Here is a 21,575-nt window from a genome sequence, read left to right on the forward strand (position 1 = left end):
CGCATTCGGATCACTCGGCGACGAGTTGCCAACGTCCCGATCAGGCTAGAGTCCGGCTTGACGGATCGTCAATAGTGTCAAGCCATGGAGTCGCGCGACAATCGGCGCCGCAGCTGAGTGCCCCAGCTATCGCCGGTTTTGCTACTTGCGGCGGACTATGGGCTCCGCGCGTCGATTTCCGACTTCACGACGGGCGCGACCCAACGCCGCAGTAGGTCGCGTACGTCGCGACGGCCGGGCTCATCGGGATCGACGATGAACGACTGGAGCATGCGCAGCATGTACTCGACGAGGTCGTCTATCGCGGGATCGTCGAATCCGAGGGCCGCCCAATTCACGTCCATGCCGGCGAGGATGCCGCGGCCGAATTCCCTCGCCCGGCTCGACGTGACGCCCGCAGACGCCTTGCCGAACTCGTGCGCCAGCATCAACTGCACTGCCTTGTCGCTCGGGATCCATTCCACCGTGTACACAAGGCTTTCGACCATCGCGTCGACCGGATCCGTGATGCCGACCAGGTGCTCGATGAGTCGTTCGATGAACCGCAACCCCGATCGGGTCGCCGCTGCTTCGAGCAGCGCGTTGGGACCGGGAAAGTAGTTGTAGACCGTCTGCCGGGATATTCCGAGCGCCCGCGCCACATCCGCAACCCGCAGGTCACCGCCGCGCTCCACGATCGCGTCATCGGCCGCATCGAGGATTCGGTCGATGGCCTCTTCGTCACTCGCCGGCGTGGATCCGCCCCAGCCATGGGTGCGCATGAACGCGATCCTTTCTGCGCCGCAACAGGGGTGTCAAACGGTTGGTCGCCCTGCGAGTCGAAACGCCTCCGAGAACCGGGCCGATCGCCGTGCGCAGCACGGGCATCGCGACTCAGTGCGACAGCATGCGGAACCACCCCACTTCGTCCCGGCCCACGAATCCCGCTGTCTCCAATTGCGGCAGAACAGACCGCACGTCGACGAGCGCCACGCCGGATGCCTCGGACAGCTCCCGCGGACCTCGTGATCCGACCGCAGGCAACGCGTCATAGACGGCCAGCGAGTCGCCACGCAGCTCATCGGTGGGACGGGCAATGGCCAGTTCGGCGGTTACCGGCAGTGTCAAAGGCCCGGCCTCGGCGATGACGTCATCTGCGGACGTGACCAAACGCGCCTCCCCGTCGCGAATCATCCTGTGACACCCCACCGACGTGACCGATGCGATCGACCCCGGCACGGCCAGCGAGGGCCTCGAGAGCCGGCGTGCCCAGCCGGCCGTGTTGCGGGCACCGCTGCGACGACCGGCCTCGACCACAACCACCGCGTCCGATAACGCTGCCACCAAACGATTTCGAGTGAGAAATCGATGGCGGGCTGGTGTGACGCCCGGCGGGTACTCGCTCACCACGAGACCCTCGCGCGCGATATCCGACAACAACCGCGCGTGCTGCGCCGGGTACGCCTGGTCGATTCCACACGCGAGCACCGCGATGGTCCGGCCACCGGACGCGAGCGCTGCGCGATGCGCCGCGCCGTCAACCCCGAGCGCGGCCCCCGACACGATGGTCCAGCCGCGGCCGGCGAGACCCCCCACAATCTCGCCGGCCGCGTGCTCGCCATATGGACTCGGTGCGCGGGTGCCAACCACGGCCACCGCACGTTCGGTGAGTTCGGACAGCGGTGCTGAGCCGAGCGTCCACAACGCCAGTGGCGCAGCGAACTCGCGGTCTCGAGGGCTGCCGTCTCCCCGTTCCGGCCGCCCTTCGGCGCGGGCCCTTCCGAAAGCCAACATCCGCCACGCCGGCCAGTCGTTGTCCTCCGGTGTCACCAGCCGGCCACCCATTCGGCCCACGAGTTCGAGGTCGCGCTCTGCGGTGTCGAGGTGCCTGCGTGCGGCGGTGCGGCGCCGCAGGACCTCGGGCAAGTCCCAACCGCGCACGGCCCGAGCCGCTTCCAGGACACCAACCGATTCGATCAACTGCAGCAGCGGCGCGCACGGCCCTTCCGCCACCCGGGACAGGTACGCCCATGCAGTGCGGCGTCGCTCGAGCATGCTCATCGGTCCCGCCTTTCCTTGAAGTTCAAGGCCGCCGCGACATCGCCGGCCTCCGGAATCACCGCACCGCGCAAATCCGCAAGCGACCACGCCACTCGGATCGCCCGATCCGCACCGCGCGCGGTCAGACTCCCGCGGCGCAGGGCGTCCTCGACTGCGTACAGTGCCTTGCGCGGCAATCGATATCGCTGGCGCAGTGCATGCCCCGGCACTTCCGCATTCGTCCGCCAGCCATGCTCCCGCCATCGCTGTGCCGCGGCGGAGCGCGCCTGCGCGACTCGTTCACGCACCACCGCGCTACCTTCCGCTATCTCGCCGGAGTACGACCCGGTCGCAAGCGGCGCCAGCGTCACCCGGATATCGACCCGGTCCATCAGCGGTCCGGACAATTTGCCGAGGTACCGGCGTCGCGCCGTCGGCGGGCACACGCAGTCGATTTCCCGAGCGGGCGCGCATGGGCAGGGATTCGCAGCGAGAACCAATTGAAATCGCGCCGGATAGCGCGCCACCCCATCACGGCGGGCGATCCGGACCTCGCCGTCTTCAAGTGGGGTGCGCAGCGATTCGAGCACCTTCGTGCCGATCTCCGCACATTCGTCGAGGAAGAGCACGCCCCGATGCGCGCGGCTCACCGCGCCGGGCCGCGCCATGCCCGAGCCACCGCCCACCATCGCGCTCACCGATGTGCTGTGGTGCGGCGCGATGAACGGCGGCATGATGATGAGCGGGTTGTCACCGGGTAGCAGCCCGGCGAGCGAATGAATCGCGGTGACCTCCAGCGCTTCCTGTTCGGTCAGCGGCGGCAGGAGACCGGGTAACCGTTGCGCGAGCATCGTTTTCCCGACCCCGGGCGGGCCGGTGAGCATGAGGTGATGCGCGCCCGCTGCAGCAACCTCGAGCGCCCAGCGGCCTTCCTCCTGGCCGACAATCTCGCTGAGGTCGGCGCGGACCGGTGCGCCGTCATCGCTGCGTGCAGTCGGCGCGGCCAGATCTCCCTTACCGCGCAGCCAATCAAGCACGCCGCGAAGGTGATCCGCACCGAGCACGGTGACGCCCTCCACCAGACTGGCCTCGCCAAGCGCCGACGAGGGCACCACTACACACGACCACCCTGCCTGTCGCGCCGCGAGCACCGCCGAAAGCACCCCGCGCACGGGCCGGATCCGGCCGTCGAGGGCGAGTTCGCCGAGCAGCACTGTCTTGTCCAAAGGCGTGGGCGGCAACGAGTCCGCCGCGTCGAGTACTGCCGCCGCAAGTGCCACGTCGTAGACCGACCCCACTTTCGGCAGCGTTGCCGGCGACAGCGCGAGAATCACGCGCCGTTCCGGCCATTCCTCCCCGGAGTTGATGACCGCGGCGCGTACGCGGTCGCGCGATTCCTGCAGCGCGGTATCGGGCAGACCTACCAGGTGCACACCGGGCAGGCCGCGCCCGATGTCCGCCTCGATCTCGACGATGTGCCCGTCCACCCCGGATACCGCCACCGAGTGCGCACGTCCGAGCGCCATCAGAACACCGCCCGCAGATGCTCGATAACCGGGTCAGCGCCCTTCCCCAAAAGCACTGACACCACGTCGAACCGGACGTCCACCCAGCCGGATTGCTCGGTCAGCCACAGCCCCGCCAAGCGGCGGATCCGCGCCTGTTTGCTGAACGTCACCGCCTCGGCCGGCGACCCGAAGCCAGTTCCGGAGCGAGTCTTCACTTCGACGAACGCCACCACGGGACCGTCTCGTGCGATCAGGTCCAACTCGCCGTAGCGACACCGCCAGTTGCGGCACACGATCCGCAACCCGCACTCCTCGAGAAACTCGGCGGCGAGATCCTCACCCCGAGCACCCAGTGCCTTGTTGTTTCCCACGCGATCGAGCATTGCGCAACGGCGACCCCACCCAGGAGGCGTGACCTGGCGAAATAGGTTGCCTTGTTAGCGAATTGGCGACTGTGGATAACCGCCTCGAGCGAGGCGCTACCTGCTACTCCGCCCAACGGACCACCCGACAATCCAGCAGAACAACGCGAAAGTCCACAGCAGTAGACCAATCGCGGTCGACCATCGTTCGGCAGCCACCAGCCCAACGGTTCCCAAGACCGCTGAACACACGCCGATTTGGTTGTACAGCCGTCCGCTGTGGCCCGCCGGCCCACGATCGGTGATGTCGAGTGGCCGGGGCGCTTCGTTTTCGACGTATTCGTCGTCGGAGTACTCGAAACCGTCGTAGCCGCTCTCTGCAAGCGCGTACGCAGCGTCGTTGGCCGGCTCGAGCTCACCACTCAGGTCATAGGTGAAGAGCATGATTCCCGCCTCGTCGGCGTAATCAACCGCGTGGCGCGAGTACCCGCTCGCGCTGAAGAACAACAGGTCCAGATGTGTCCGGTCGCCACGCGCGCCATACAGCCGCTGAATATCAGGCCGACCCACTTGGGAACCTTTGTGCTTCACCTGACCGAGTGCCCGCTCAGAAATCGCATCGACTCCGCCGTCGGCCCCGGGCTCACACACGTGCGCGTCGAGGTACCCCAGCGAGCGCATCCTGGCCACCGCGTTGAACTCGGCCTCGCGCGGCGTATTGATGTAGACCACGCGCGGATATTACAGAACCGGCCGTCCAGCGCCGACGACCGGTTCATGGCGAAAACGCTTCCGCTACAACCGCGCCCGCACGTCGATCGCGGTATCTGTTGTGCGCATCGGGCGGATCAATCCCTCCTGCACGAACGAGGCGATCAGCTCCCCTGCCTGTGTGTGCACCTGCCCGCGCACGTACGACATGCCGGCACCGACCTGCGTGCTGTCGTGGGTGTACAGCAGCCAGCCGTCCCACTTCACCGGTTCGTGGAAGCTCACAGTCACGGTCATGGGCGCGGTGGAAACCGTGTAATGCGCCTGGCTGGTGCCGATTCCGGGATGAGCGCGCATGGTCGTCGAGATCGACAGGTGCCCGGTGAAATGCGCCAGCAGCGCCTTGGCGAGATCGTCGCGCTGCGGGATGGGGTCGTAATGCAGCCACGCATACAGCTCGGGCGGGCCCACCTCATCGGGGCTGTTCACATCGTGGACATCGACCAGACGCACCTCGCGGCCGGTCACGCCCATCGGCGTGTCGATCGCGCCTTCGGGTGCCGTCACATCGGGCCGCGGCGCATGGTGGCGGATGACGTCCCCGGTAGGCACATCGGCGAGCACCGTGATGACCGCGCACCGTTTGCCATTCTGCTCCGCGTACACCAGCACCGTGGCGGTCGAGCGACCCTCATGCATGACGTCGAGCACCAGCGCTACAGGCGTCTCCACGACGATGGGCCGGCTGAACACCGCGTGTGCCGAACGGATCGACTTGTCCGGGCATCGCTTCGCCACTGCGACCACGGCCTGTGCGAGCACCTGCGTGCCCTCAACGACCAATCGGTCCTCGCCGTCGTCGATGCCGGTCTCGCCGATGAACCGGTCCTGACCGTCCGGTGTCACGTCGAACATCTCGAGCAGTTTGGTCGCCGACCAATAGGTCGTCTCCACGTCCTGCGAATCCGCCGTCATCGTCCGCAATCCTTTCTATGTTTGACAGGTTAGAAGCTTTACAACTCAGAATGAGAATGTCACGCTCTTTCTAGGAGAATTCCCCTAACACACCATGGTGGAGGTTCGTCATGCCCCGCGAGCTGCCGTTCCCGGTTTTCGATGCCGACAATCACTTGTACGAGACCCGGGAAGCACTGACGAAGTACCTGCCGGAGAACCGCAAGCGACTTATCGACTACGTCGAGGTGCGCGGTCGCACGAAGATCGTCGTGCGCGGCCATATCAGCGAGTACATCCCCAACCCGACCTTCGACGTGGTCGCCCGACCGGGCGCGCAGGAGGAGTACTACCGCAGCGGCAGTGGCGGTAAGTCCTACCGCGAAATCATGGGCAAGCCGATCCCGTCGATTCCGGCATTCCGTGAGCCCGGACCGCGGCTCGAGGTGATGGACGAGCTCGGCCTCGACTACGCGCTGATGTTCCCCACGCTCGCCTCGCTGGTCGAGGAGCGCCTCAAGGACGATCCCGAGGCGATTCACGATGTCGTGCACGCGCTCAACCAGTGGATGTACGAGACGTGGTCGTTCAACTACCAGGACCGCATCTTCGCCACCCCGGTGATTACGCTGCCGATCGTCGACCGAGCGCTTGAAGAGCTCGAATGGTGTCTCGAGCGCGGCGCGAAGACCGTGCTGGTCCGACCCGCGCCGGTACCGGGGTTCCGCGGCAGCCGCTCGTTCGGCCTGCCCGAGTTCGACCCGTTCTGGCAGGCGTGCGTCAAGGCCGGCATCCCCGTGTCGATGCACGCCTCGGACTCCGGCTACGCCGAGTTCCTCAACGTGTGGGAACCGGGTGACGAGTACCTGCCGTTCAAGCCGAACGCGTTCCGGATGATCGCGATGGGCAAGCGCCCGATCGAGGACGCCATGACCGCCCTCGTCGCGCACGGCGCCCTGAGCCGCAACCCGGACCTGCGGATCCTGTCCATCGAGAACGGCGCATCGTGGGTTTCGCACCTGCTCAAGCAGTTCGCGGACGTACACCGCAAGATGCCGCAGGAGTTCCTCGAGGACCCGATCGTTGCGTTCAAGCGTGCGGTCTACGTCGCCCCGTTCTGGGAGGACAACTTCGCCGAGGTCGTTGCGACCATGGGCGCCGACCGCGTCGTGTTCGGCTCCGACTGGCCGCATCCGGAGGGCATGGCGGAGCCGCGCAACTTCGTCGACGAGATCTCCGACCTCTCGGTCGAGGACCAGGCGAAGATCATGGGCGGCAACATGATGGACCTGTTCAAGATCAAGCAGCAGGTATCGGCCTGACCCTCAGCGGCGCTGCGGCGGCTCGCGCCGTCGCAGCGCCCGCGTGTGAGTACCGCGATCCCGGCAACCAGCAAGGAGCACCCACGATGAGTTTGGTGGCGGGACGCGGACCGTTCGGCAACGACCCGGCTGGATGGTTCACACCGGCCGTCCCCGAAACCGTGGTGTTCATCGAGCCACATCCGCGCCGCGTCCAGGCATTCCGTGACGGCCGTACCGTCATCGACACCGAACGCGCGCTGATGGTCCACCGCCTCGGCCGCCCGCTCTCCTATGTCTTCCCGTCCGACGAAATCGGCGACCTGCCAGGCGAACCGGAGCCAAACGCACCCGGTTACGTCGCGGTGCCGTGGGATGCGGTGGATGCGTGGTCGGAAGAGGGCCGCCGGCTCGTGCACTACCCGCCCAACCCCTATCACCGCGTGGACTGCCGCCCGACGCAGCGCAGGCTGCGCGTCGAGGTTGCGGGAACCACGCTGGTCGACACGTCCGACACGATCATTCTGTTCGAGACCTCGTTGGTCCCGCGGCTCTATGTCGATCCCGCGTTGGTACGCACGGATCTGTTGCAGCGCACGGAGACCACGAGTTACTGCAATTACAAGGGCTACGCGACCTATTGGTCCGCGGTTATCGGCGACGTCGTGGTGCCGGATATCGCGTGGAGCTACCCGGACCCGATGCCGGAATCGACGCAGATCAAGGGGTTCCTCAGCTTCGACGCCGCGAAAGTCGACATCGTCGCTGAACTGCCCGAGTCAACGCTTGCCGCAGGCGTTTTCGAGCAGCGCTGACCGAGACTCAGTCCGGCAGGCGGAGTTCCGGCTTGTCGAGTTCCTCGATGTTCACATCCTTGAACGTGATGACCCGGACGTGCTTGACGAACCGCGCCGGGCGGTACATGTCCCACACCCAGGCGTCGGCCATCCGCACCTCGAAGTAGATCTCGCCGTCCGCGTTGCGCGGCAGCAGCTCCACCGAGTTGGCCAGGTAGAACCGCCGCTCCGTCTCCACGACGTAGGAAAACTGCCCGACGATGTCCTTGTACTCGCGGTACAGGGAGAGCTCCATCTCGGTCTCGTACTTTTCGAGATCCTCTGCGCTCATCGGATGCGGTGTCCTCCTCGTCGTGCGGATCGATCAATCATGTCGCACTCTGCGGCATCGCCGCCATCCGGTCGCCCAGCAGGCCCGATTCCGCAGCGCTGTTGAGAACTCGGCCGCCGACGACCGAGCCGTCAACGAGCGCTCCCTGGTCGATCACCGTGTCGTCGGTACCCGCGGGGATCTGCGGCACATTGCGCCATGACCGGCGGTGCTCGCTGGTGGGCCCGAGCCTGTGCAGCGCCGCGGTGTGTACGGGGGTGTTGTAGCCCTTGTGCGCGGCGAATTCATAGCCAGGGAGCCGCCGGTCCAGCTCAACCATCATCCGGTCCCGAGTGACCTTCGCCAGGATGCTCGCGGCCGCGATGCATGCCGCGTTCGCGTCACCACCGATCACCGGGAGCGACGGCACAGGGATGCCCGGAACCCGGAATCCGTCCGTCAGCACGTAGCCGGGCACGACGCCCAGACCCGCAACCGCGCGGCGCATGCCCTCGATATTGGCGACGTGGATGCCGATCTCGTCGATCTCCCACGCCGGGATGCACACCACATGCCACGCCAAAGCCCGACGCTTGATCACCGGGAACAGCGCCTCACGGGCCTTCTCGGTGAGCTTCTTGGAATCGTCCAGGCCCGCCAGCGACGACATCGGGTTCGGCGACAATACGCACGCCGCGACCACCAGCGGTCCCGCACACGCGCCACGACCCGCCTCGTCGACTCCCGCGACCGGGCCGAGCCCACCCCGCACCAGGGCGGACTCGAGCGTCCGCAGACCCGCCGATTTGCGAATCACGGTACGAGGCGGCCACGAACCCATGCAGCGGTCCTAGTTCGACTGGATATCCGGCGAGTGAATCACGCCCATCCGGCCCGGCGGGAGGATGATGAACACGGCCTTGCCCCGGACGTTGTCCACCGGCACAGTGCCCTGAAATTCATCGCCGACGTGGTAGCGCGAGTCCGCCGAGTTGTTGCGGTTGTCGCCCATCACCCACAGGTTGCCGTCCGGCACGGTCACGGGGCCGAAGCAGCGCGGGGACTTGCGTTCGGTGGTGCAGGTCAGTTGACCCGGGACGAACGGGAAGTCGCTCTTCACGTACGGCTCGTCGAGCGGTTTCCCGTTCACCATCACTCGGCCCTGCTCATCACAGCACTCGACGGTCTGTCCGCCGGTGGCAATCACTCGCTTCACCAGATCGTTTTCGTCGGGCGGCACGACGCCGAATACGGAACCGACGTTCTGCATCGTGCGGATGACGGCATTGTCCGAGCGAATGGACTTGTAGTCGGCGCTCCAGGAGTCGGGTCCGAGGAACACCACAACATCGCCGGGCTTCGGCTCACCGAAAGCGTAGCTGAGCTTCTCGACGATGATGCGGTCCCCGGTGCACCCGGCGCAGCCGTGCAGAGTCGGCTCCATCGATTCGGACGGAATCAGATAGACGCGTGCGATGAAGGTCTGCAAGAGGAAGCTCAACAGCAGGGCCACCACGATGAGAATCGGGAGCTCTCGCCAGAAGGGCCGTTGCTTCTTCTTGGGATTGGTTTCGGGAGTTGTTTCGCTGCCTGTCGATGTATTCACCGGCGGTGCCTCGTCTGCCACAGAGACAGGTTAGCCCGGCGCCGAGGCGCCGGGCTTCACTGTGTCTTCAGTTGTCCGATGCGGGCGAATTTGCCAGCCGGACCAGGGTCAGTGGTACGACCCCGAGCGCAAAATCAGCGCTTTTCCTTGATCTTGGCAGCCTTGCCGCGCAGGTCGCGCAGGTAGTACAGCTTGGCGCGGCGGACGTCGCCACGGGTCACGAGCTCGATGTGGTCGATGTTGGGGCTGTGCACCGGGAAGGTGCGCTCCACGCCAACACCGAACGAGACCTTGCGGACCGTGAAGGTCTCACGAACGCCGCCGCCCTGACGGCGGATCACGACGCCCTTGAAGACCTGGATGCGCTCCTTCGAGCCTTCGATAACCTTCACGTGCACGTTCAACGTGTCGCCGGGGCGGAATTCCGGAATGTCGCTACGGAGCGACTGCTTGTCCAAGAAGTCCAGGGTGTTCATCGATTCCATCCTTGCGTTTCGCTCGAGCAGAGGAACCTGGCGGCGCGCGATACCGCAGCGCTCGACCGGTTCATACCCCTGATAGGTCGGTGTGCCCATCCAGGCAACCCGTCAATTGTGCCAGACGAGCCCCGGTGTAGTGAAATCGCACGTCACGGGAGCGGCCGCGCGAGGCCCGCGGGTCGCAGTGCTAGTAGTCGGCGGGCTCCGGCAACCGCTCCTCGTGCGGCGGGCGGGCGGGTACGACGATCCTGTCGAGTTCTTCCTCGGTGGCAGCCCTCGCGTGCGCGATGCTCGGTTGTCCGGCGACTATGTCCTGGACGTAGATCTTGGCGCGAATCATCGGCCGGCGCTGCCGCCTTTCCCTGCGCACCGCACGCTGCATCTTCTTCGGACGCGTGGTGTAGCGCCAGCGTGCCCAGGGCGCGCCGGGACGCCCCAGCCGGATCGAACCGACCAGCAGGATTGGGAAGATGAACAGACCGATCAGCGCCGTCCAGATCTTGCCCTTGAGGATGACGATGGCGGCGAGTGCGAGGTTCATCACACCGAACATGAGCAGAACCGCAAACTCCCACCAGGTTTCCGTGTCGCGCATCGATGCGAAGTCCACCATCTCCGCGGGGTGCAAACCCATCAACGCCAATCCCGTGACGGCGATCGCGGCAAAAACGGCGTCCACCGAGGATCGGCCCTGCTCCGCCCAGTACACGTCCTTGAGATAGAAGATCAGCGCGAACTCGTCGAGAACCAGCGCGGCGCCGATACCGAATAGTGCGGCGAGGATCGCGCCGGATTCGCTGGAGCCATCCTCATAGATCGCGATCAGCGCGCCCCCGGACACGATCATCGTCACAACACCGAAAACGACATGGTGGATGTGCTGCCCGCCGGGGGTGATATTGCCCGGCCACCACTTCACCTGAGCCCGGATCATCCGGACGCTGAAGCGGATGAACGCGAACGCGGCTATGAACCCGAGCAGGAAGCAGAACAGCGGAAGTCGGCCACGCTCGACTATCTGGTCCTGAAACCAATGCGCCATTGCCGACTCCCGCTCCGCCTGCGCCCAAGTTACCGCCCGAAGCCCGCCTTCCGGAGCGCGTCGGCCATCGAACCCGACGCCTCGGCGCGACCGCCACCGGATCGGCCACCTCCGGAGCGATCCCCGCGGCCCTGGGCCCCACCATCGCGACGGGCTCCACGCGCATCCCCGCCGGCAGGCCGGCCACCACCGGACCGGTTCGGCTGTCCACCACCGGCCGCCGGCTTGGCACTACCCACCTCGTCATCGAGCCGCAGCGTCAGCGAGATTCGCTGCCGGGCGACATCGACCTCGAGCACCTTCACCTTCACGACGTCGCCGGACTTCACGACCTCGCGCGGATCCTTGACGAAGGTGTGCGACATCGCCGACACGTGCACCAGGCCGTCCTGATGCACGCCCACGTCAACGAATGCGCCGAACGCGGCCACATTCGTGACGACACCCTCGAGCACCATCCCGGGCTGCAGGTGGGCGACCTTCTCCACACCCGCAGCGAAGGTCGCGGTCTTGAACTCCGGACGCGGGTCGCGGCCCGGCTTCTCGAGCTCGGCAATGATGTCCGTGACGGTCGGCAAACCGAACCGCTCGTCGGTGAAGTCCGCCGGACGCAGTGCCCGCAGTGCGGACGCGTTGCCGATGAGCTCCTTCACACCGATTCCGGCCGAGTCGACGATCCGTCGCACCACCGGGTACGCCTCGGGGTGCACCGAGGACGAATCCAGCGGGTCCTCGCCGTCGCCGATCCGCAGGAAGCCCGCGCACTGCTCGAACGCCTTCGGACCGAGCCGGGGCACGTCCTTGAGTCCGTTGCGATTGCGGAACGCGCCGTTCTCGTCACGGTAGGAGACGATGCTCTCCGCGAGGCCTTCCGCGATGCCGGACACCCGCGCGAGCAGCGGCACCGACGCGGTGTTCACGTCGACGCCGACCGCGTTCACGGCATCCTCGACGACGGCACCGAGCGAGCGGGCGAGCAGCGTCTCCGACACGTCGTGCTGGTACTGCCCGACGCCGATCGACTTCGGATCGATCTTCACCAGTTCGGCCAGCGGATCCTGCAGCCGGCGCGCGATCGACACCGCGCCGCGCAGTGAGACGTCCATGTCCGGCAGTTCGCGCGAGGCGTAAGCCGAGGCCGAGTACACCGAAGCACCCGCCTCCGACACCACGATCTTGCTCAGCTTCTGCCCGGTACCGATGCGTGAAATCAGCTCCGTGGCAAGCGCATCCGTCTCGCGCGAGGCGGTGCCGTTACCGATCGCGATCAGTTCGACGCCGAACCGCGCGACCAGTGCACCGAGCACCGCGAGCGACTTCTCCTTCTGATCCTGCGGCTTGTGCGGGTAGATCACTTCGGTGGCCAGGACCTTGCCGGTGCCGTCCACCACGGCGACCTTGACGCCGGTGCGGTAGCCCGGGTCCAGCCCCATCGTGGCGCGCATGCCCGCCGGCGCGGCGAGCAGCAGGTCACGCAGGTTGGCGGCAAACACGTCGACCGCGTCCTTTTCGGCCGACTGCCGCAGCCGCATCCGGATGTCGACACCGAGGCCGATGGAGAACTTGGTGCGCCACGCCCAGCGCACGGTGTCGAGCAGCCACGGATCCGCCGGACGGCCGCGATCCGCGATGCCGACACGAGCCGCGATGCGCTGCTCGTACACGGTCCGGGTACCGGGCTCCAGCTCCTCGGTGTCCGAATCGAGCGACAGCGCGAGGACCTCCTCCTTCTCCCCGCGCAGCATCGCCAGGATGCGGTGCGACGGGAGCGATTCGAAGGGCTCGGCGAATTCGAAGTAGTCGGCGAACTTCGCGCCGGCCTCTTCCTTGCCCTTGCGCACCGCCGAGCTCATTTGCCCGCGCTTCCACATGGTTTCGCGCAGCTCGCCCACCAGATCCGCGTCTTCGGCGAAGCGTTCGACCAGGATGGCGCGTGCACCGTCGAGCTGTTCGGCAGTGAACGAGGCGGGGTCTGTCGTGGGGTCGTTCAAGAGGGCGTCCGCGACCGGCTCGTGCCCGGCCTCGCGCGCGATCTGTGCCTTGGTGCGCCGCTTCGGCTTGTACGGCAGATAGATGTCTTCGAGACGGGCCTTGGTATCGGCTTCGAGGATCCGAGCGCGCAGCGTGTCGTCGAGCTTGCCCTGCGAGTCGATCGATTCCAGGATCGCGCCGCGGCGCTGGTCGAGCTCACGCAGGTAGCCCAGCCGCTCCTCCAGCTGCCGCAGCTGGGCGTCGTCGAGGCCCCCGGTCACTTCCTTCCGGTACCGGGCGATGAACGGCACCGTGGAGCCTGCATCGAGCAGGTCGACCGCGGCCTGGACTTGTCCTCCGCCGACCGCGAGTTCCGTGGCAATGCGGCTGTTCACACTCTGTAGCGCTGTCGTCACGCCGACAGACACTACCCGCGGGGTGGGACAACGCCGTGAGCGCCGTTTCGGACGGGATTCACGCGAGATTCGCCCGCGCGAACAAACTTTCTTTGCCCGCACGAACAAACTTGCTCGCGTCTGGCAGCCGTTCATGGGTGCGAAATGTGTTCTCGGGGGCGAAACTTCGTCCAGTCGAACAAGGTTTGCACCCGGGAAGGCTGGAAGCGGGTCAGTCCTCGGAGTCGAGGAGGTCCGGGCGGCGTTCGGCGGTCCGCCGCAGCGATTCCTCCCGGCGCCATGCCGCCACCTTTGCGTGATCCCCGGACAGCAGGATCGCCGGCACATCGAGGCCACGCCAACTGACCGGGCGGGTGTAGCTCGGCCCTTCGAGCAGACCCCCCAAGGCCGAGTCACTCGAGAACGAATCCTCTTGATGCGACTGCTGATTGCCCAGCACGCCCGGCATCAGCCGCACCACGGCTTCGGTCATGACGAGCACCGCTGCCTCGCCGCCGATGAGGACGTAGTCGCCGATGCTGACTTCCTCCACGCGCATCCGCCGGGCGGCGTCGTCGAAGACCCGCTGATCGATGCCCTCGTAGCGGCCGCAGGCGAACACGATGTGCTTCTCGCTCGCCCACCGCTGGGCGGTCGCCTGCGTGAACGGCACTCCGGCCGGGGTGGGGACGACCAACAGCGTTTCCTCGGTGCACACCTCGTCCAGCGCATCACCCCAGACGGTCGGCTTCATGACCATGCCGGGCCCGCCGCCGTACGGAGAATCATCGACGGCCTTGTGCACATCGTGAGTCCACCGCCGCAGATCGTGGACGTCCAGACTGATCAGCCCGCGCTCGATTGCCTTGCCCAGCAAGGCCGCTCGCAGTGGCTCGAGGTATTCGGGAAATATCGTGACGACGTCGAGGCGCATCAGACGTCCAAGAGTCCTTCGGGCGGATCGATGACGATGCCGTCGGTCAGCGATACCTCCGGCACGATCTCGGTGACGAATGGCACCAGGATCTCGCGACCGTCCTCGGCACGCACCGAGAGCAATTCCCCAGCCGCACTGTGCAGCACCTCGGAGACCGTGCCCACCGCGGTTCCGTCGGTCAGCCGAACCGGGAGACCTTCGAGTTCATGGTCGTAGAACTCGTCCGGATTGTCGCCGCGCGGCACGTCGGCGGAGTCGATGATGAACAGCACTCCGCGCAGGGCGTCGGCGGCATTGCGGTCGTCGACCCCGCGCAGAGAAACGAGCAGCCGCCCGGAATGCTCCCGGGCGGCTGACACGGTGTATTCGGTTGTCGCATCCGACTTGGGCCGGCGACCACGCAGCACGGTTCCGGCCGCGAAGCGCAGTTCGGGCTCGTCGGTGCGAACCTCGACGGCGATCTCGCCGCGGATACCGTGCGACTTGGCGACACGACCGATTACCAATTCCATCGGTCGTGTCCCCCGTCGTTCGGCAGATTCAGCGGTCCTACGAGCGCACCGCGCTCAGCGGTCGGTGTCGACGACGTCGACGCGGATACCGCGGCCACCGATACCGGTGACCAGGGTCCGCAGCGCGGTGGCGGTGCGACCGCCCCGGCCGATCACCTTGCCGAGGTCGTCCGGGTGGACGTGCACCTCGATCGTGCGGCCACGCCGCCCGGTAATCATTTCGACGCGAACGTCGTCAGGATTGGCGACGATGCCGCGAACGAGGTGTTCTACAGCGTCGGCGACAACGCTGCTCACTGCTGTGCAGCCTCGGCGCCCTCGGCGGCCTCGGTCTCGGTCGCCTCAGCGTCGGCCTTGGCGGCCTTCTTCTTCGGGGTGGTAGCGGCGGCGACCGGCTCGGCGTCGGCCTGGGCCAGCGCGGCGTTGAACAGGTCGAGCTTGCTCGGCTTCGGCTCCGCCTTCTTCAGCGTGCCCTCGGCGCCCGGCAGGCCCTTGAACTTCTGCCAGTCACCGGTGATCTCGAGCAGGCGCTGCACCGGCTCGGTCGGCTGAGCGCCAACACCCAACCAGTACTGAGCGCGCTCGGAATCGATATCGATGAGCGACGGCTCTTCCTTCGGGTGGTACTTGCCGATGGTCTCGATGGACCGGCCATCCCGGCGGGTACGCGAGTCGGCGACGACGATGCGGTACTGCGGGTTGCGGATCTTGCCGAGGCGGGTGAGCTTGATCTTGACAGCCATTTCATTCCTTCTATGGTCACGGCGCAATTCGGCAGCGCGCATGGCATGCGTGCCCGGTTTTGCGTTGATGGGTGTTGTGACCGCCGCGCGGTGCGTAACCGGAGACGGGCGAACAGCGTTCCATTGTGCCAGACGACGTACTTCTGGGCGAAATCACGGTCCTCGTGACGGCGTTGTGAAACACCCCCGTCACCGAGTTAGCCGATGCTAACCTTAGCTGGATTGTCGGCAGTTGAGCCACCTCGCGAAAGCAGACCTCACATGCTCACCGTCCCCGTATCGCCTGACCACCGCGGTTCCCCCACGTGACTGGAACGGCGACGGCGCCCACCGCGCAGGCACCGCTTGGCACCGAAGACACCCCGCGCACGGCATTCAGCCGGCTCACGATCCTCGTCGGACTTCTCGTCCTACTTGCCGCGCTCACCATGCTGAGCTTCTTCGTCGGTAGCGGTGATATCAGCGCAGCCGACACCTGGAACGCACTGTTTCACCCCACCGGCACCCTGAACGACCAGCTCATCCGCACCGAGCGGGTACCGCGCACGTTTATGGCGCTCGTCGTCGGCGCCGCCCTGGGTGTGGCCGGCGCGCTGATGCAGGCGATCACCCTCAACCCGCTCGCCGATCCCGGCATTCTCGGTGTCAACGCCGGCGCCTACTTCTTCATGGCCCTGGGCATCGTCGCGTTCGGCGTCACCTCGACCACCGGCAATATCGCCTTCGCCATGCTGGGCGCACTGATCGCCGCGGCCGCCGTCTATCTGATCGGCGCGACCGGACGGCGCGGCGCGGGCCCGGCAAAGCTGATCCTCGCCGGCGTCGCACTCAGCGCTGTGTTCAACGGCATCGCGCAGGGCATGACCCTGGTCGATCCGAAGGCGTTCGACGCGATCCGGCAGTGGCAGGTCGGCTCGCTGCAGGGCGCAAGCACCGAGGTGCTCGGCAAGATCATGCCGTTCGTCATTGCCGGAATCGTGGTGGCGCTACTGCTCGTCGCGTCGCTGAACGTGCTCGCCCTCGGTGACGATCGCGCCCGCGCGCTCGGAGCCCGAGTCGGGCTGATCCGGTCCACCGGATTCGCATCGGTGACGATCCTGTGCGGCGCCGGTACTGCCGCCGTCGGGCCGATCACGTTCCTCGGGCTGATGGTTCCGCACGCCGTCCGGATGATCGTCGGACCCGATCAGCGCTGGGTTGTGCCCGGCAGCCTGGTCGTGGCGCCGATCATCTTTCTCGCCTCGGACATGATCGGGCGCGTCATCACGCCGAGCGAACTCCCGGTGGGCATGGTCACCGCGTTCATCGGCGCGCCCGTCCTGATCTATCTGGTCCGGCGGCGCGGGGACCGATCGCTATGAGCACCGCACCCGACACAAGCACCGACCCCGACATCTGGCCGAGCCGCATCCGGTTCTTCGCGACGAAGAACCGCGGCATCAGCGTCAAGGTCGACGTCCGCACGGTGTGGGTCAGCGTGATCCTGCTCGTGGTCACGCTGCTCGTCGGGTTCTGGTCACTGTCGCTCGGCACCGACGACAGCACCCGCATGCCGCTGTCGACCGTGCTCGACGCGCTCACCGGAACCGCGTCGGCGGCCACCGAACAGATGGTGCTCGACTGGCGGATGCCGAGGGTGCTGGCCGCGATCATCGGTGGTGCGGCACTCGGGGTGAGCGGCGCGATCTTCCAGACCATGACCCGAAATCCCCTGGGCAGCCCCGACATCATCGGATTCAATGCGGGTGCCTACACCGGCGCGTTGATCGCCGGGCTCGGCCTCGGTCTCGGCTCGACAGGTTCGTCGATCGGCGCGCTGATCGGTGGCCTGCTCACCGGCGTCGCCATCTACTTCCTCGCGTTCCGCGACGGCGTCCAGGGCTATCGGCTGATCATCGTCGGCGTGGGGCTGAGCTCGATGCTTTCGGCGCTCAACGGCTACCTCCTGGTCAATGCCAACGTCGAGAACGCCGTCTCTGCCGCGTCATGGGGTGCGGGCTCGTTCGCCACCCTCGACTACGCCGACGTCGTGCCGATGCTCATCGCGGTGATCATCCTGTTTCCCGCGCTCACCGTCGTCTCCCCGAGCATGCGGCTGCTCGAGTTCGGCGACGATTCCGCGCGCAGCAAGGGCGTGCACACCCAGCGCGTGCAAATCCAACTGCTCGTCATCGGCGTCGGCCTCACGGCGTTCGTCACCGCTGTCGCAGGCCCGATCGCGTTCGTGGCGCTGATGGCCCCGCAGGTCGCCATGCGGATCGCGCGGACCCCCGGAATTCCGCTCGTCACCACCGCCGCGGTCGGTGCGACGCTGCTGGTGATCAGCGACGCGATCGCACGGACTTTGCTTGCGCCGACCCAGCTTCCGGTAGGCGTCGTGACCGCGACCATCGGCGGTGTGTACCTGCTCTGGTTGCTCATCGTCCAGGCGAGAAAGGTCTCCTCGTGACCGACGTGCCCACCGCCTCCGCGCCCGCCCGCCTCGTCGGCCGCGGGCTCGTGGTCGGCTACGACGACCACACAATCATCGATGGGCTCGACGTCGACATTCCGGACGGCTCGTTCACCGTCATCCTGGGTCCGAACGCATGCGGCAAGTCGACACTGCTGCGCGCGCTGTCCCGGCTGCTCCCGCCCACAGCGGGATCCGTCACGCTCGACGGGCGCGATGTGCACAAGATGAACGGCAAGGAATTCGCGCGTGAGATCGGCCTCCTCCCCCAATCCTCCACCGCGCCCGAAGGAATCACGGTCGTCGATCTGGTTTCGCGCGGCCGCTTCCCGTATCAGAAGCTGTTCAAGCAATGGACGGACGCGGACGAGCTGGCGGTGCGCAACGCGCTGGCCGCCACCCGGCTCACCGAACTGTCCACCCGCACAGTTGATGCTCTCTCGGGTGGCCAGCGGCAACGAGTCTGGCTGGCAATGGCATTGGCGCAGGAGACGAAGATCCTGCTGCTCGACGAGCCGACCACGTATCTCGATCTCGCGCATCAACTCGAGGTGCTGGAGATGTGCCGCAGGTTCCACAGCGAGGGGCGCACACTTGTCGCGGTCCTGCACGACCTGAACCAAGCCGCGCGCTATGCCACCCACATCGTCGCCATGCGCTCCGGGGCGATTCTGGCCGAGGGCAGCCCTGACGACGTGCTCACCGCGGAACGCGTCGAGCAGATCTTCGGAGTGCGGTGCACCGTCGTGCCCGACCCCGAAACCAATACCCCGATGGTGATTCCGGCCGCCGAGGGCGCAGTCGATTCCGCGGCATTGCCGGGCGACACCGCCACGTTGCGCGAACGTAGCAAGGGCAACGGGGCTTCCGGTGTACCGCGCACCGAGCAAGTCGAGGTTGAGGCGAAAGGAACAGAGGGATGAGAAACCCGGTCCGCGGAGCGCTTTCGGCGATGCTGTGCGCGCTCTTCCTCACGACGGCGCTTGCGGCGTGTGGTAGCGACAGCGACAGCGACAGTGCAAGCGGGCAGGTGATCGGCTCGGTCGACACCGCCTACGGCAATATCGAGGTCCGCGCGCCGGAGGAAGGCGATCCGAAGATCGTCGCGCTCGGCTGGTCGGACGGCGAGATCGCACTGTCGCTGGGCTACAAACCGGTGGCGATCTTCGACTGGCAGGGCTTCGGCGAGGAGTACAAGGGCGTCGGCCCTTGGGCGACAGAACAATTCGGCGATGTATCGCCGACCATCATGCCGGTGGGCGATGGCACGTTCAATTACGAACAGATCCTGATGATGGAGCCGGACGTCATCCTCAACGTCCGTAGCAAGCTCGACGACAAGGTGTACGAACGTCTTTCGCAGATCGCGCCGACGATCAGCGCGCCGGCGGGTACACCCGATTACGCGATCAACTGGCGCGAGCAGACGGACATCATTGCGCAGGCCTTGGGCAAGACCGCCGAGGGTGACGCGCAGGTGGCCGATACCGACGCCAAGATCACCGCCGCCAAGGAAGCCAATCCGCAGTTCGCCGGCAAGACGTTCGTCTATGGCGCGAAATTCGGCCAGGCCTACGGCGCGTACCTGCCCGGCGATTCACGCTTCGATGTCTTCGCAGAGATGGGCTTCGTACCCAATCCGCCTGTGCAGCAACTGAGCGCGAGCGGCTTTTTCGCCAACGTTCCCGTCGAGCGAGTCGCCGCGCTCGACGCGAACGTGTCCGCACTGACGACGATCTACCTGCCGATGTCCGACCTGACCGGCGATCCACTGATCAACGCGCTCCCTGTCGTCAAAGACGGCCGGGCCGTATTCCTCGACGAGAAGAGCGAAGTCAATCAGGGCCTGCAGGCGGGCACGCCACAGTCGCTCGCGGTCGCGCTGGATCAGGCTGTGCCACAGGTCCAGCAGGCGGTGGCGAAGCTGCCGCAGACGCAGTAGCCCGGCCCAGCGCACCGACAGAACTCGCGGTTCACCGAACCAAGGGCGCCAACGCCTTTCCTGCCAACTCGACGATGCCGGGCTGGTGACCGTTGGCGATCATGTTGATGATCACGCCGTCGATACCGTGCGCAAGCACTCGCTCCTGGATCTGCTTGGCCACCTCGTCCGGCGAGCCGACGAACATGCGCGTGACCCGCGGATCGAGGTTGGCGAGTTCCTCGGCACTCAGGCTGTCGACGTCGAATCCGCGTGCGCGCATGGCGTCGAGCTGGACCGCACGGGCTTTGTCGCCATCCTCGTCCAGGATCACCGTCGCGAGGTAGCTCGTCTCGATGTGCTCTCGCCCGACCTCTTTGAGCCGTTCGTCGAGCGCGGCACGCTTGCGGGGTATCTCGTCGAGACCGCAGATGATGTTGAGGTGCTGGGCGTAGCGGGCCGCGAGCCCGAACGACTTCTTCTCGCCGCTGCCGCCGATGAGGATCGGCAGATCATCGCGGAATCGTGGTTCGTTCATTGCGTTCTCGGTGCGGTACCACTTGCCCTCGAAGGTGGGGCGCTGTCCGCGCAGCATCGGATCGATGATCTGCAGCGCCTCGTCGAGCCGCTCGAATCGGTCGGTGAAGGTGCCGAATTCGTAGCCGAGTTGGTTGTGCTCGAGCTCGAACCAGCCTGCGCCGATGCCGAGGACCGCACGTCCACCACTCACTACGTCCAGCGTTGTGACGGTCTTGGCCAGCATGGCCGGGTTGCGATAGGTGTTGCCGGTGACCAGCGTCGACAGCTGGATCCGCTCCGTGGCCGTGGCGATGCCCGCCAGCGCCGTGTAGGACTCGAGCATCGGTTGGTCGGGAGTTCCGATGCCGGGCAGTTGGTAGAAGTGGTCCATCACGAGAACCGCATCGAAACCGGCGGATTCGGCCTCGCGGGCCTGAGCGAGCACCGTGGGGAACAGCTCGCTCACCGGGGTGCCGTAACTGAAGTTCGGGATCTGATATCCGAGTCGAATGCTCACGTGAATCGACCGTACGCCGCTAACGCACGCTGTGAACGGAAGATTTGTTGCGTTAGACGGAGCGAACGCTTCCGTTCACTCCGCACGAAGGAACGACGGGACGTTCACTTCATTGACGGATCAGTGCACCCGACCGCGCAACACCACAAGGTCCGGCGCAGACAGCACGTCGGGCCCGGTCCGTGGATCCTCGCGGTAGACCAGCAGATCCGCCGGCGCACCGTGCTCGATCCCGGGCCGCCCGAGCCAGCTGCGCGCGGTCCAGCTCGCGGCCCCGAGCGCCTCGGTCGGTGAGAGACCGGCCGTGGCAAGTGCGGCCACCTCGTCGGCGATCCGGCCGTGCACGATAGAACCGCCCGCATCGGTGCCCGCGTAGATCGGCACTCCCGCATCGTGGGCGTTGGCCACCGTGCGCGTCACGCGTGCGTGCAGGTCGAGCATGTGCCGTTGATAGGCCGGGAACTTGTCCGCGCCGGCCGCGATCGAAGGGAACGTCTCGATGTTGATCAGCGTCGGCAC

The 21,575-nt window shown here is 66.3% G+C and carries 24 protein-coding genes; 6 read left to right on the forward strand and 18 right to left on the reverse strand.

Features of this window, described 5'->3' with window-relative positions; translation table 11 throughout:
- Window positions 1–155 precede the first annotated feature (155 nt).
- The 6 genes from A8G08_RS18015 to A8G08_RS18040 form a co-directional block, all read right to left on the reverse strand.
- Window positions 156–761 carry a TetR/AcrR family transcriptional regulator gene (locus A8G08_RS18015; RefSeq protein ID WP_068277122.1) on the reverse strand — a complete coding sequence of 202 codons (606 nt, stop codon included), beginning with the start codon at window positions 759–761 and terminating at the stop codon, window positions 156–158.
- Window positions 762–873: 112 nt separating this feature from the next.
- Window positions 874–2,040, reverse strand: coding sequence for a DNA-processing protein DprA (gene dprA / locus A8G08_RS18020; RefSeq protein WP_068277125.1), 1,167 nt, complete (start codon window positions 2,038–2,040; stop codon window positions 874–876).
- The gene (locus A8G08_RS18025) at window positions 2,037–3,545 is read right to left on the reverse strand and encodes a YifB family Mg chelatase-like AAA ATPase (RefSeq protein ID WP_068277126.1); all 1,509 of its coding nucleotides are present in this window, start codon (window positions 3,543–3,545) and stop codon (window positions 2,037–2,039) included. Before A8G08_RS18025 ends, dprA begins: the two co-directional genes overlap by 4 nt.
- Window positions 3,545–3,898 (reverse strand): YraN family protein, encoded by a 354-nt coding sequence (locus A8G08_RS18030; RefSeq protein WP_245672882.1) that lies wholly within the window; start codon window positions 3,896–3,898, stop codon window positions 3,545–3,547. The genes A8G08_RS18025 and A8G08_RS18030 overlap by 1 nt, the downstream gene beginning before the upstream one ends.
- A 108-nt stretch (window positions 3,899–4,006) precedes the next feature.
- The gene (locus A8G08_RS18035; RefSeq protein WP_068277129.1) at window positions 4,007–4,621 is read right to left on the reverse strand and encodes a restriction endonuclease; all 615 of its coding nucleotides are present in this window, start codon (window positions 4,619–4,621) and stop codon (window positions 4,007–4,009) included.
- 63 nt (window positions 4,622–4,684) lie between these two features.
- Window positions 4,685–5,575 (reverse strand): acyl-CoA thioesterase, encoded by an 891-nt coding sequence (locus tag A8G08_RS18040; RefSeq protein ID WP_068277130.1) that lies wholly within the window; start codon window positions 5,573–5,575, stop codon window positions 4,685–4,687.
- A gap of 110 nt (window positions 5,576–5,685) precedes the next feature.
- Between A8G08_RS18040 and A8G08_RS18045 the strand changes: the two genes are divergently transcribed.
- Both A8G08_RS18045 and A8G08_RS18050 read left to right on the forward strand, forming a co-directional pair.
- A complete protein-coding gene (locus A8G08_RS18045; protein WP_068277131.1) occupies window positions 5,686–6,876 on the forward strand; it encodes an amidohydrolase family protein in 1,191 nt (396 codons plus the stop codon).
- Between the two features lie 86 nt (window positions 6,877–6,962).
- Window positions 6,963–7,670, forward strand: coding sequence for a DUF427 domain-containing protein (locus A8G08_RS18050; protein WP_068277132.1), 708 nt, complete (start codon window positions 6,963–6,965; stop codon window positions 7,668–7,670).
- Window positions 7,671–7,677: 7 nt separating this feature from the next.
- Here A8G08_RS18050 and A8G08_RS18055 read toward each other — a convergent pair whose 3' ends face one another.
- From A8G08_RS18055 to rpsP, 10 genes are all read right to left on the reverse strand, one after another.
- On the reverse strand, window positions 7,678–7,983 hold the full coding sequence (locus tag A8G08_RS18055; protein ID WP_068277133.1) for a DUF2469 domain-containing protein: 306 nt from the start codon (window positions 7,981–7,983) through the stop codon (window positions 7,678–7,680).
- 37 nt (window positions 7,984–8,020) lie between these two features.
- A complete protein-coding gene (locus tag A8G08_RS18060; protein ID WP_084436455.1) occupies window positions 8,021–8,803 on the reverse strand; it encodes a ribonuclease HII in 783 nt (260 codons plus the stop codon).
- Between the two features lie 9 nt (window positions 8,804–8,812).
- Window positions 8,813–9,568 carry a signal peptidase I gene (gene lepB, locus A8G08_RS18065; RefSeq protein WP_068277193.1) on the reverse strand — a complete coding sequence of 252 codons (756 nt, stop codon included), beginning with the start codon at window positions 9,566–9,568 and terminating at the stop codon, window positions 8,813–8,815.
- 134 nt (window positions 9,569–9,702) lie between these two features.
- Window positions 9,703–10,044, reverse strand: coding sequence for a 50S ribosomal protein L19 (rplS, locus tag A8G08_RS18070; protein ID WP_068277196.1), 342 nt, complete (start codon window positions 10,042–10,044; stop codon window positions 9,703–9,705).
- A gap of 190 nt (window positions 10,045–10,234) precedes the next feature.
- Complete coding sequence (locus A8G08_RS18075; protein ID WP_068277135.1) at window positions 10,235–11,089, reverse strand: hypothetical protein; 855 nt, start codon at window positions 11,087–11,089, stop codon at window positions 10,235–10,237.
- A 29-nt stretch (window positions 11,090–11,118) separates the two neighbouring features.
- Complete coding sequence (locus A8G08_RS18080) at window positions 11,119–13,476, reverse strand: Tex family protein (RefSeq protein ID WP_068277198.1); 2,358 nt, start codon at window positions 13,474–13,476, stop codon at window positions 11,119–11,121.
- A 211-nt stretch (window positions 13,477–13,687) separates the two neighbouring features.
- Complete coding sequence (gene trmD / locus A8G08_RS18085; protein WP_068277139.1) at window positions 13,688–14,389, reverse strand: tRNA (guanosine(37)-N1)-methyltransferase TrmD; 702 nt, start codon at window positions 14,387–14,389, stop codon at window positions 13,688–13,690.
- A complete protein-coding gene (gene rimM / locus A8G08_RS18090; protein WP_068277142.1) occupies window positions 14,389–14,904 on the reverse strand; it encodes a ribosome maturation factor RimM in 516 nt (171 codons plus the stop codon). Before rimM ends, trmD begins: the two co-directional genes overlap by 1 nt.
- A 54-nt stretch (window positions 14,905–14,958) precedes the next feature.
- Complete coding sequence (locus A8G08_RS18095; protein ID WP_068277145.1) at window positions 14,959–15,201, reverse strand: RNA-binding protein; 243 nt, start codon at window positions 15,199–15,201, stop codon at window positions 14,959–14,961.
- Window positions 15,198–15,647 (reverse strand): 30S ribosomal protein S16, encoded by a 450-nt coding sequence (gene rpsP, locus A8G08_RS18100; protein WP_068277147.1) that lies wholly within the window; start codon window positions 15,645–15,647, stop codon window positions 15,198–15,200. The genes A8G08_RS18095 and rpsP overlap by 4 nt, the downstream gene beginning before the upstream one ends.
- 305 nt (window positions 15,648–15,952) lie before the next feature.
- On the opposite strand from rpsP, the gene A8G08_RS18105 reads away from it, so the two are divergent.
- The 4 genes from A8G08_RS18105 to A8G08_RS18120 are packed head-to-tail and all read left to right on the forward strand — an operon-like array spanning window position 15,953 to window position 20,041.
- On the forward strand, window positions 15,953–17,008 hold the full coding sequence (locus A8G08_RS18105) for a FecCD family ABC transporter permease (RefSeq protein WP_084436461.1): 1,056 nt from the start codon (window positions 15,953–15,955) through the stop codon (window positions 17,006–17,008).
- Entirely contained in the window at window positions 17,005–18,096 is a 1,092-nt protein-coding gene (locus A8G08_RS18110) for a FecCD family ABC transporter permease (protein ID WP_068277149.1), read from the forward strand. The genes A8G08_RS18105 and A8G08_RS18110 overlap by 4 nt, the downstream gene beginning before the upstream one ends.
- Entirely contained in the window at window positions 18,093–19,022 is a 930-nt protein-coding gene (locus A8G08_RS18115; RefSeq protein ID WP_084436463.1) for an ABC transporter ATP-binding protein, read from the forward strand. Before A8G08_RS18110 ends, A8G08_RS18115 begins: the two co-directional genes overlap by 4 nt.
- The gene (locus A8G08_RS18120; protein ID WP_068277151.1) at window positions 19,019–20,041 is read left to right on the forward strand and encodes an ABC transporter substrate-binding protein; all 1,023 of its coding nucleotides are present in this window, start codon (window positions 19,019–19,021) and stop codon (window positions 20,039–20,041) included. The genes A8G08_RS18115 and A8G08_RS18120 overlap by 4 nt, the downstream gene beginning before the upstream one ends.
- 31 nt (window positions 20,042–20,072) lie before the next feature.
- Here A8G08_RS18120 and A8G08_RS18125 read toward each other — a convergent pair whose 3' ends face one another.
- Both A8G08_RS18125 and A8G08_RS18130 read right to left on the reverse strand, forming a co-directional pair.
- Entirely contained in the window at window positions 20,073–21,056 is a 984-nt protein-coding gene (locus A8G08_RS18125) for an LLM class F420-dependent oxidoreductase (protein ID WP_068277157.1), read from the reverse strand.
- A 120-nt stretch (window positions 21,057–21,176) separates the two neighbouring features.
- Window positions 21,177–21,575 (reverse strand): amidohydrolase family protein (locus A8G08_RS18130; protein WP_157108634.1); only part of this gene is annotated, 399 nt, incomplete at its 5' end.

Origin of the sequence: Aldersonia kunmingensis (assembly GCF_001646865.1) — a bacterium.
GTDB classification, from domain to species: domain Bacteria; phylum Actinomycetota; class Actinomycetes; order Mycobacteriales; family Mycobacteriaceae; genus Aldersonia; species Aldersonia kunmingensis.

Excerpts from the sequence above, each read along its gene's own strand:
- A8G08_RS18015 (WP_068277122.1), bottom strand. The coding sequence starts at position 761 with ATGCGCACCCATGGCTGGGGCGGATCCACGCCGGCGAGTGACGAAGAG.
- dprA (WP_068277125.1), bottom strand. The coding sequence starts at position 2,040 with ATGAGCATGCTCGAGCGACGCCGCACTGCATGGGCGTACCTGTCCCGG.
- A8G08_RS18025 (WP_068277126.1), bottom strand. The coding sequence starts at position 3,545 with ATGGCGCTCGGACGTGCGCACTCGGTGGCGGTATCCGGGGTGGACGGG.
- A8G08_RS18040 (WP_068277130.1), bottom strand. The coding sequence starts at position 5,575 with ATGACGGCGGATTCGCAGGACGTGGAGACGACCTATTGGTCGGCGACC.
- A8G08_RS18045 (WP_068277131.1), top strand. The coding sequence starts at position 5,686 with ATGCCCCGCGAGCTGCCGTTCCCGGTTTTCGATGCCGACAATCACTTG.
- A8G08_RS18050 (WP_068277132.1), top strand. The coding sequence starts at position 6,963 with ATGAGTTTGGTGGCGGGACGCGGACCGTTCGGCAACGACCCGGCTGGA.
- A8G08_RS18055 (WP_068277133.1), bottom strand. The coding sequence starts at position 7,983 with ATGAGCGCAGAGGATCTCGAAAAGTACGAGACCGAGATGGAGCTCTCC.
- A8G08_RS18060 (WP_084436455.1), bottom strand. The coding sequence starts at position 8,803 with ATGGGTTCGTGGCCGCCTCGTACCGTGATTCGCAAATCGGCGGGTCTG.
- rplS (WP_068277196.1), bottom strand. The coding sequence starts at position 10,044 with ATGAACACCCTGGACTTCTTGGACAAGCAGTCGCTCCGTAGCGACATT.
- A8G08_RS18075 (WP_068277135.1), bottom strand. The coding sequence starts at position 11,089 with ATGGCGCATTGGTTTCAGGACCAGATAGTCGAGCGTGGCCGACTTCCG.
- trmD (WP_068277139.1), bottom strand. The coding sequence starts at position 14,389 with ATGCGCCTCGACGTCGTCACGATATTTCCCGAATACCTCGAGCCACTG.
- rimM (WP_068277142.1), bottom strand. The coding sequence starts at position 14,904 with ATGGAATTGGTAATCGGTCGTGTCGCCAAGTCGCACGGTATCCGCGGC.
- rpsP (WP_068277147.1), bottom strand. The coding sequence starts at position 15,647 with ATGGCTGTCAAGATCAAGCTCACCCGCCTCGGCAAGATCCGCAACCCG.
- A8G08_RS18110 (WP_068277149.1), top strand. The coding sequence starts at position 17,005 with ATGAGCACCGCACCCGACACAAGCACCGACCCCGACATCTGGCCGAGC.
- A8G08_RS18120 (WP_068277151.1), top strand. The coding sequence starts at position 19,019 with ATGAGAAACCCGGTCCGCGGAGCGCTTTCGGCGATGCTGTGCGCGCTC.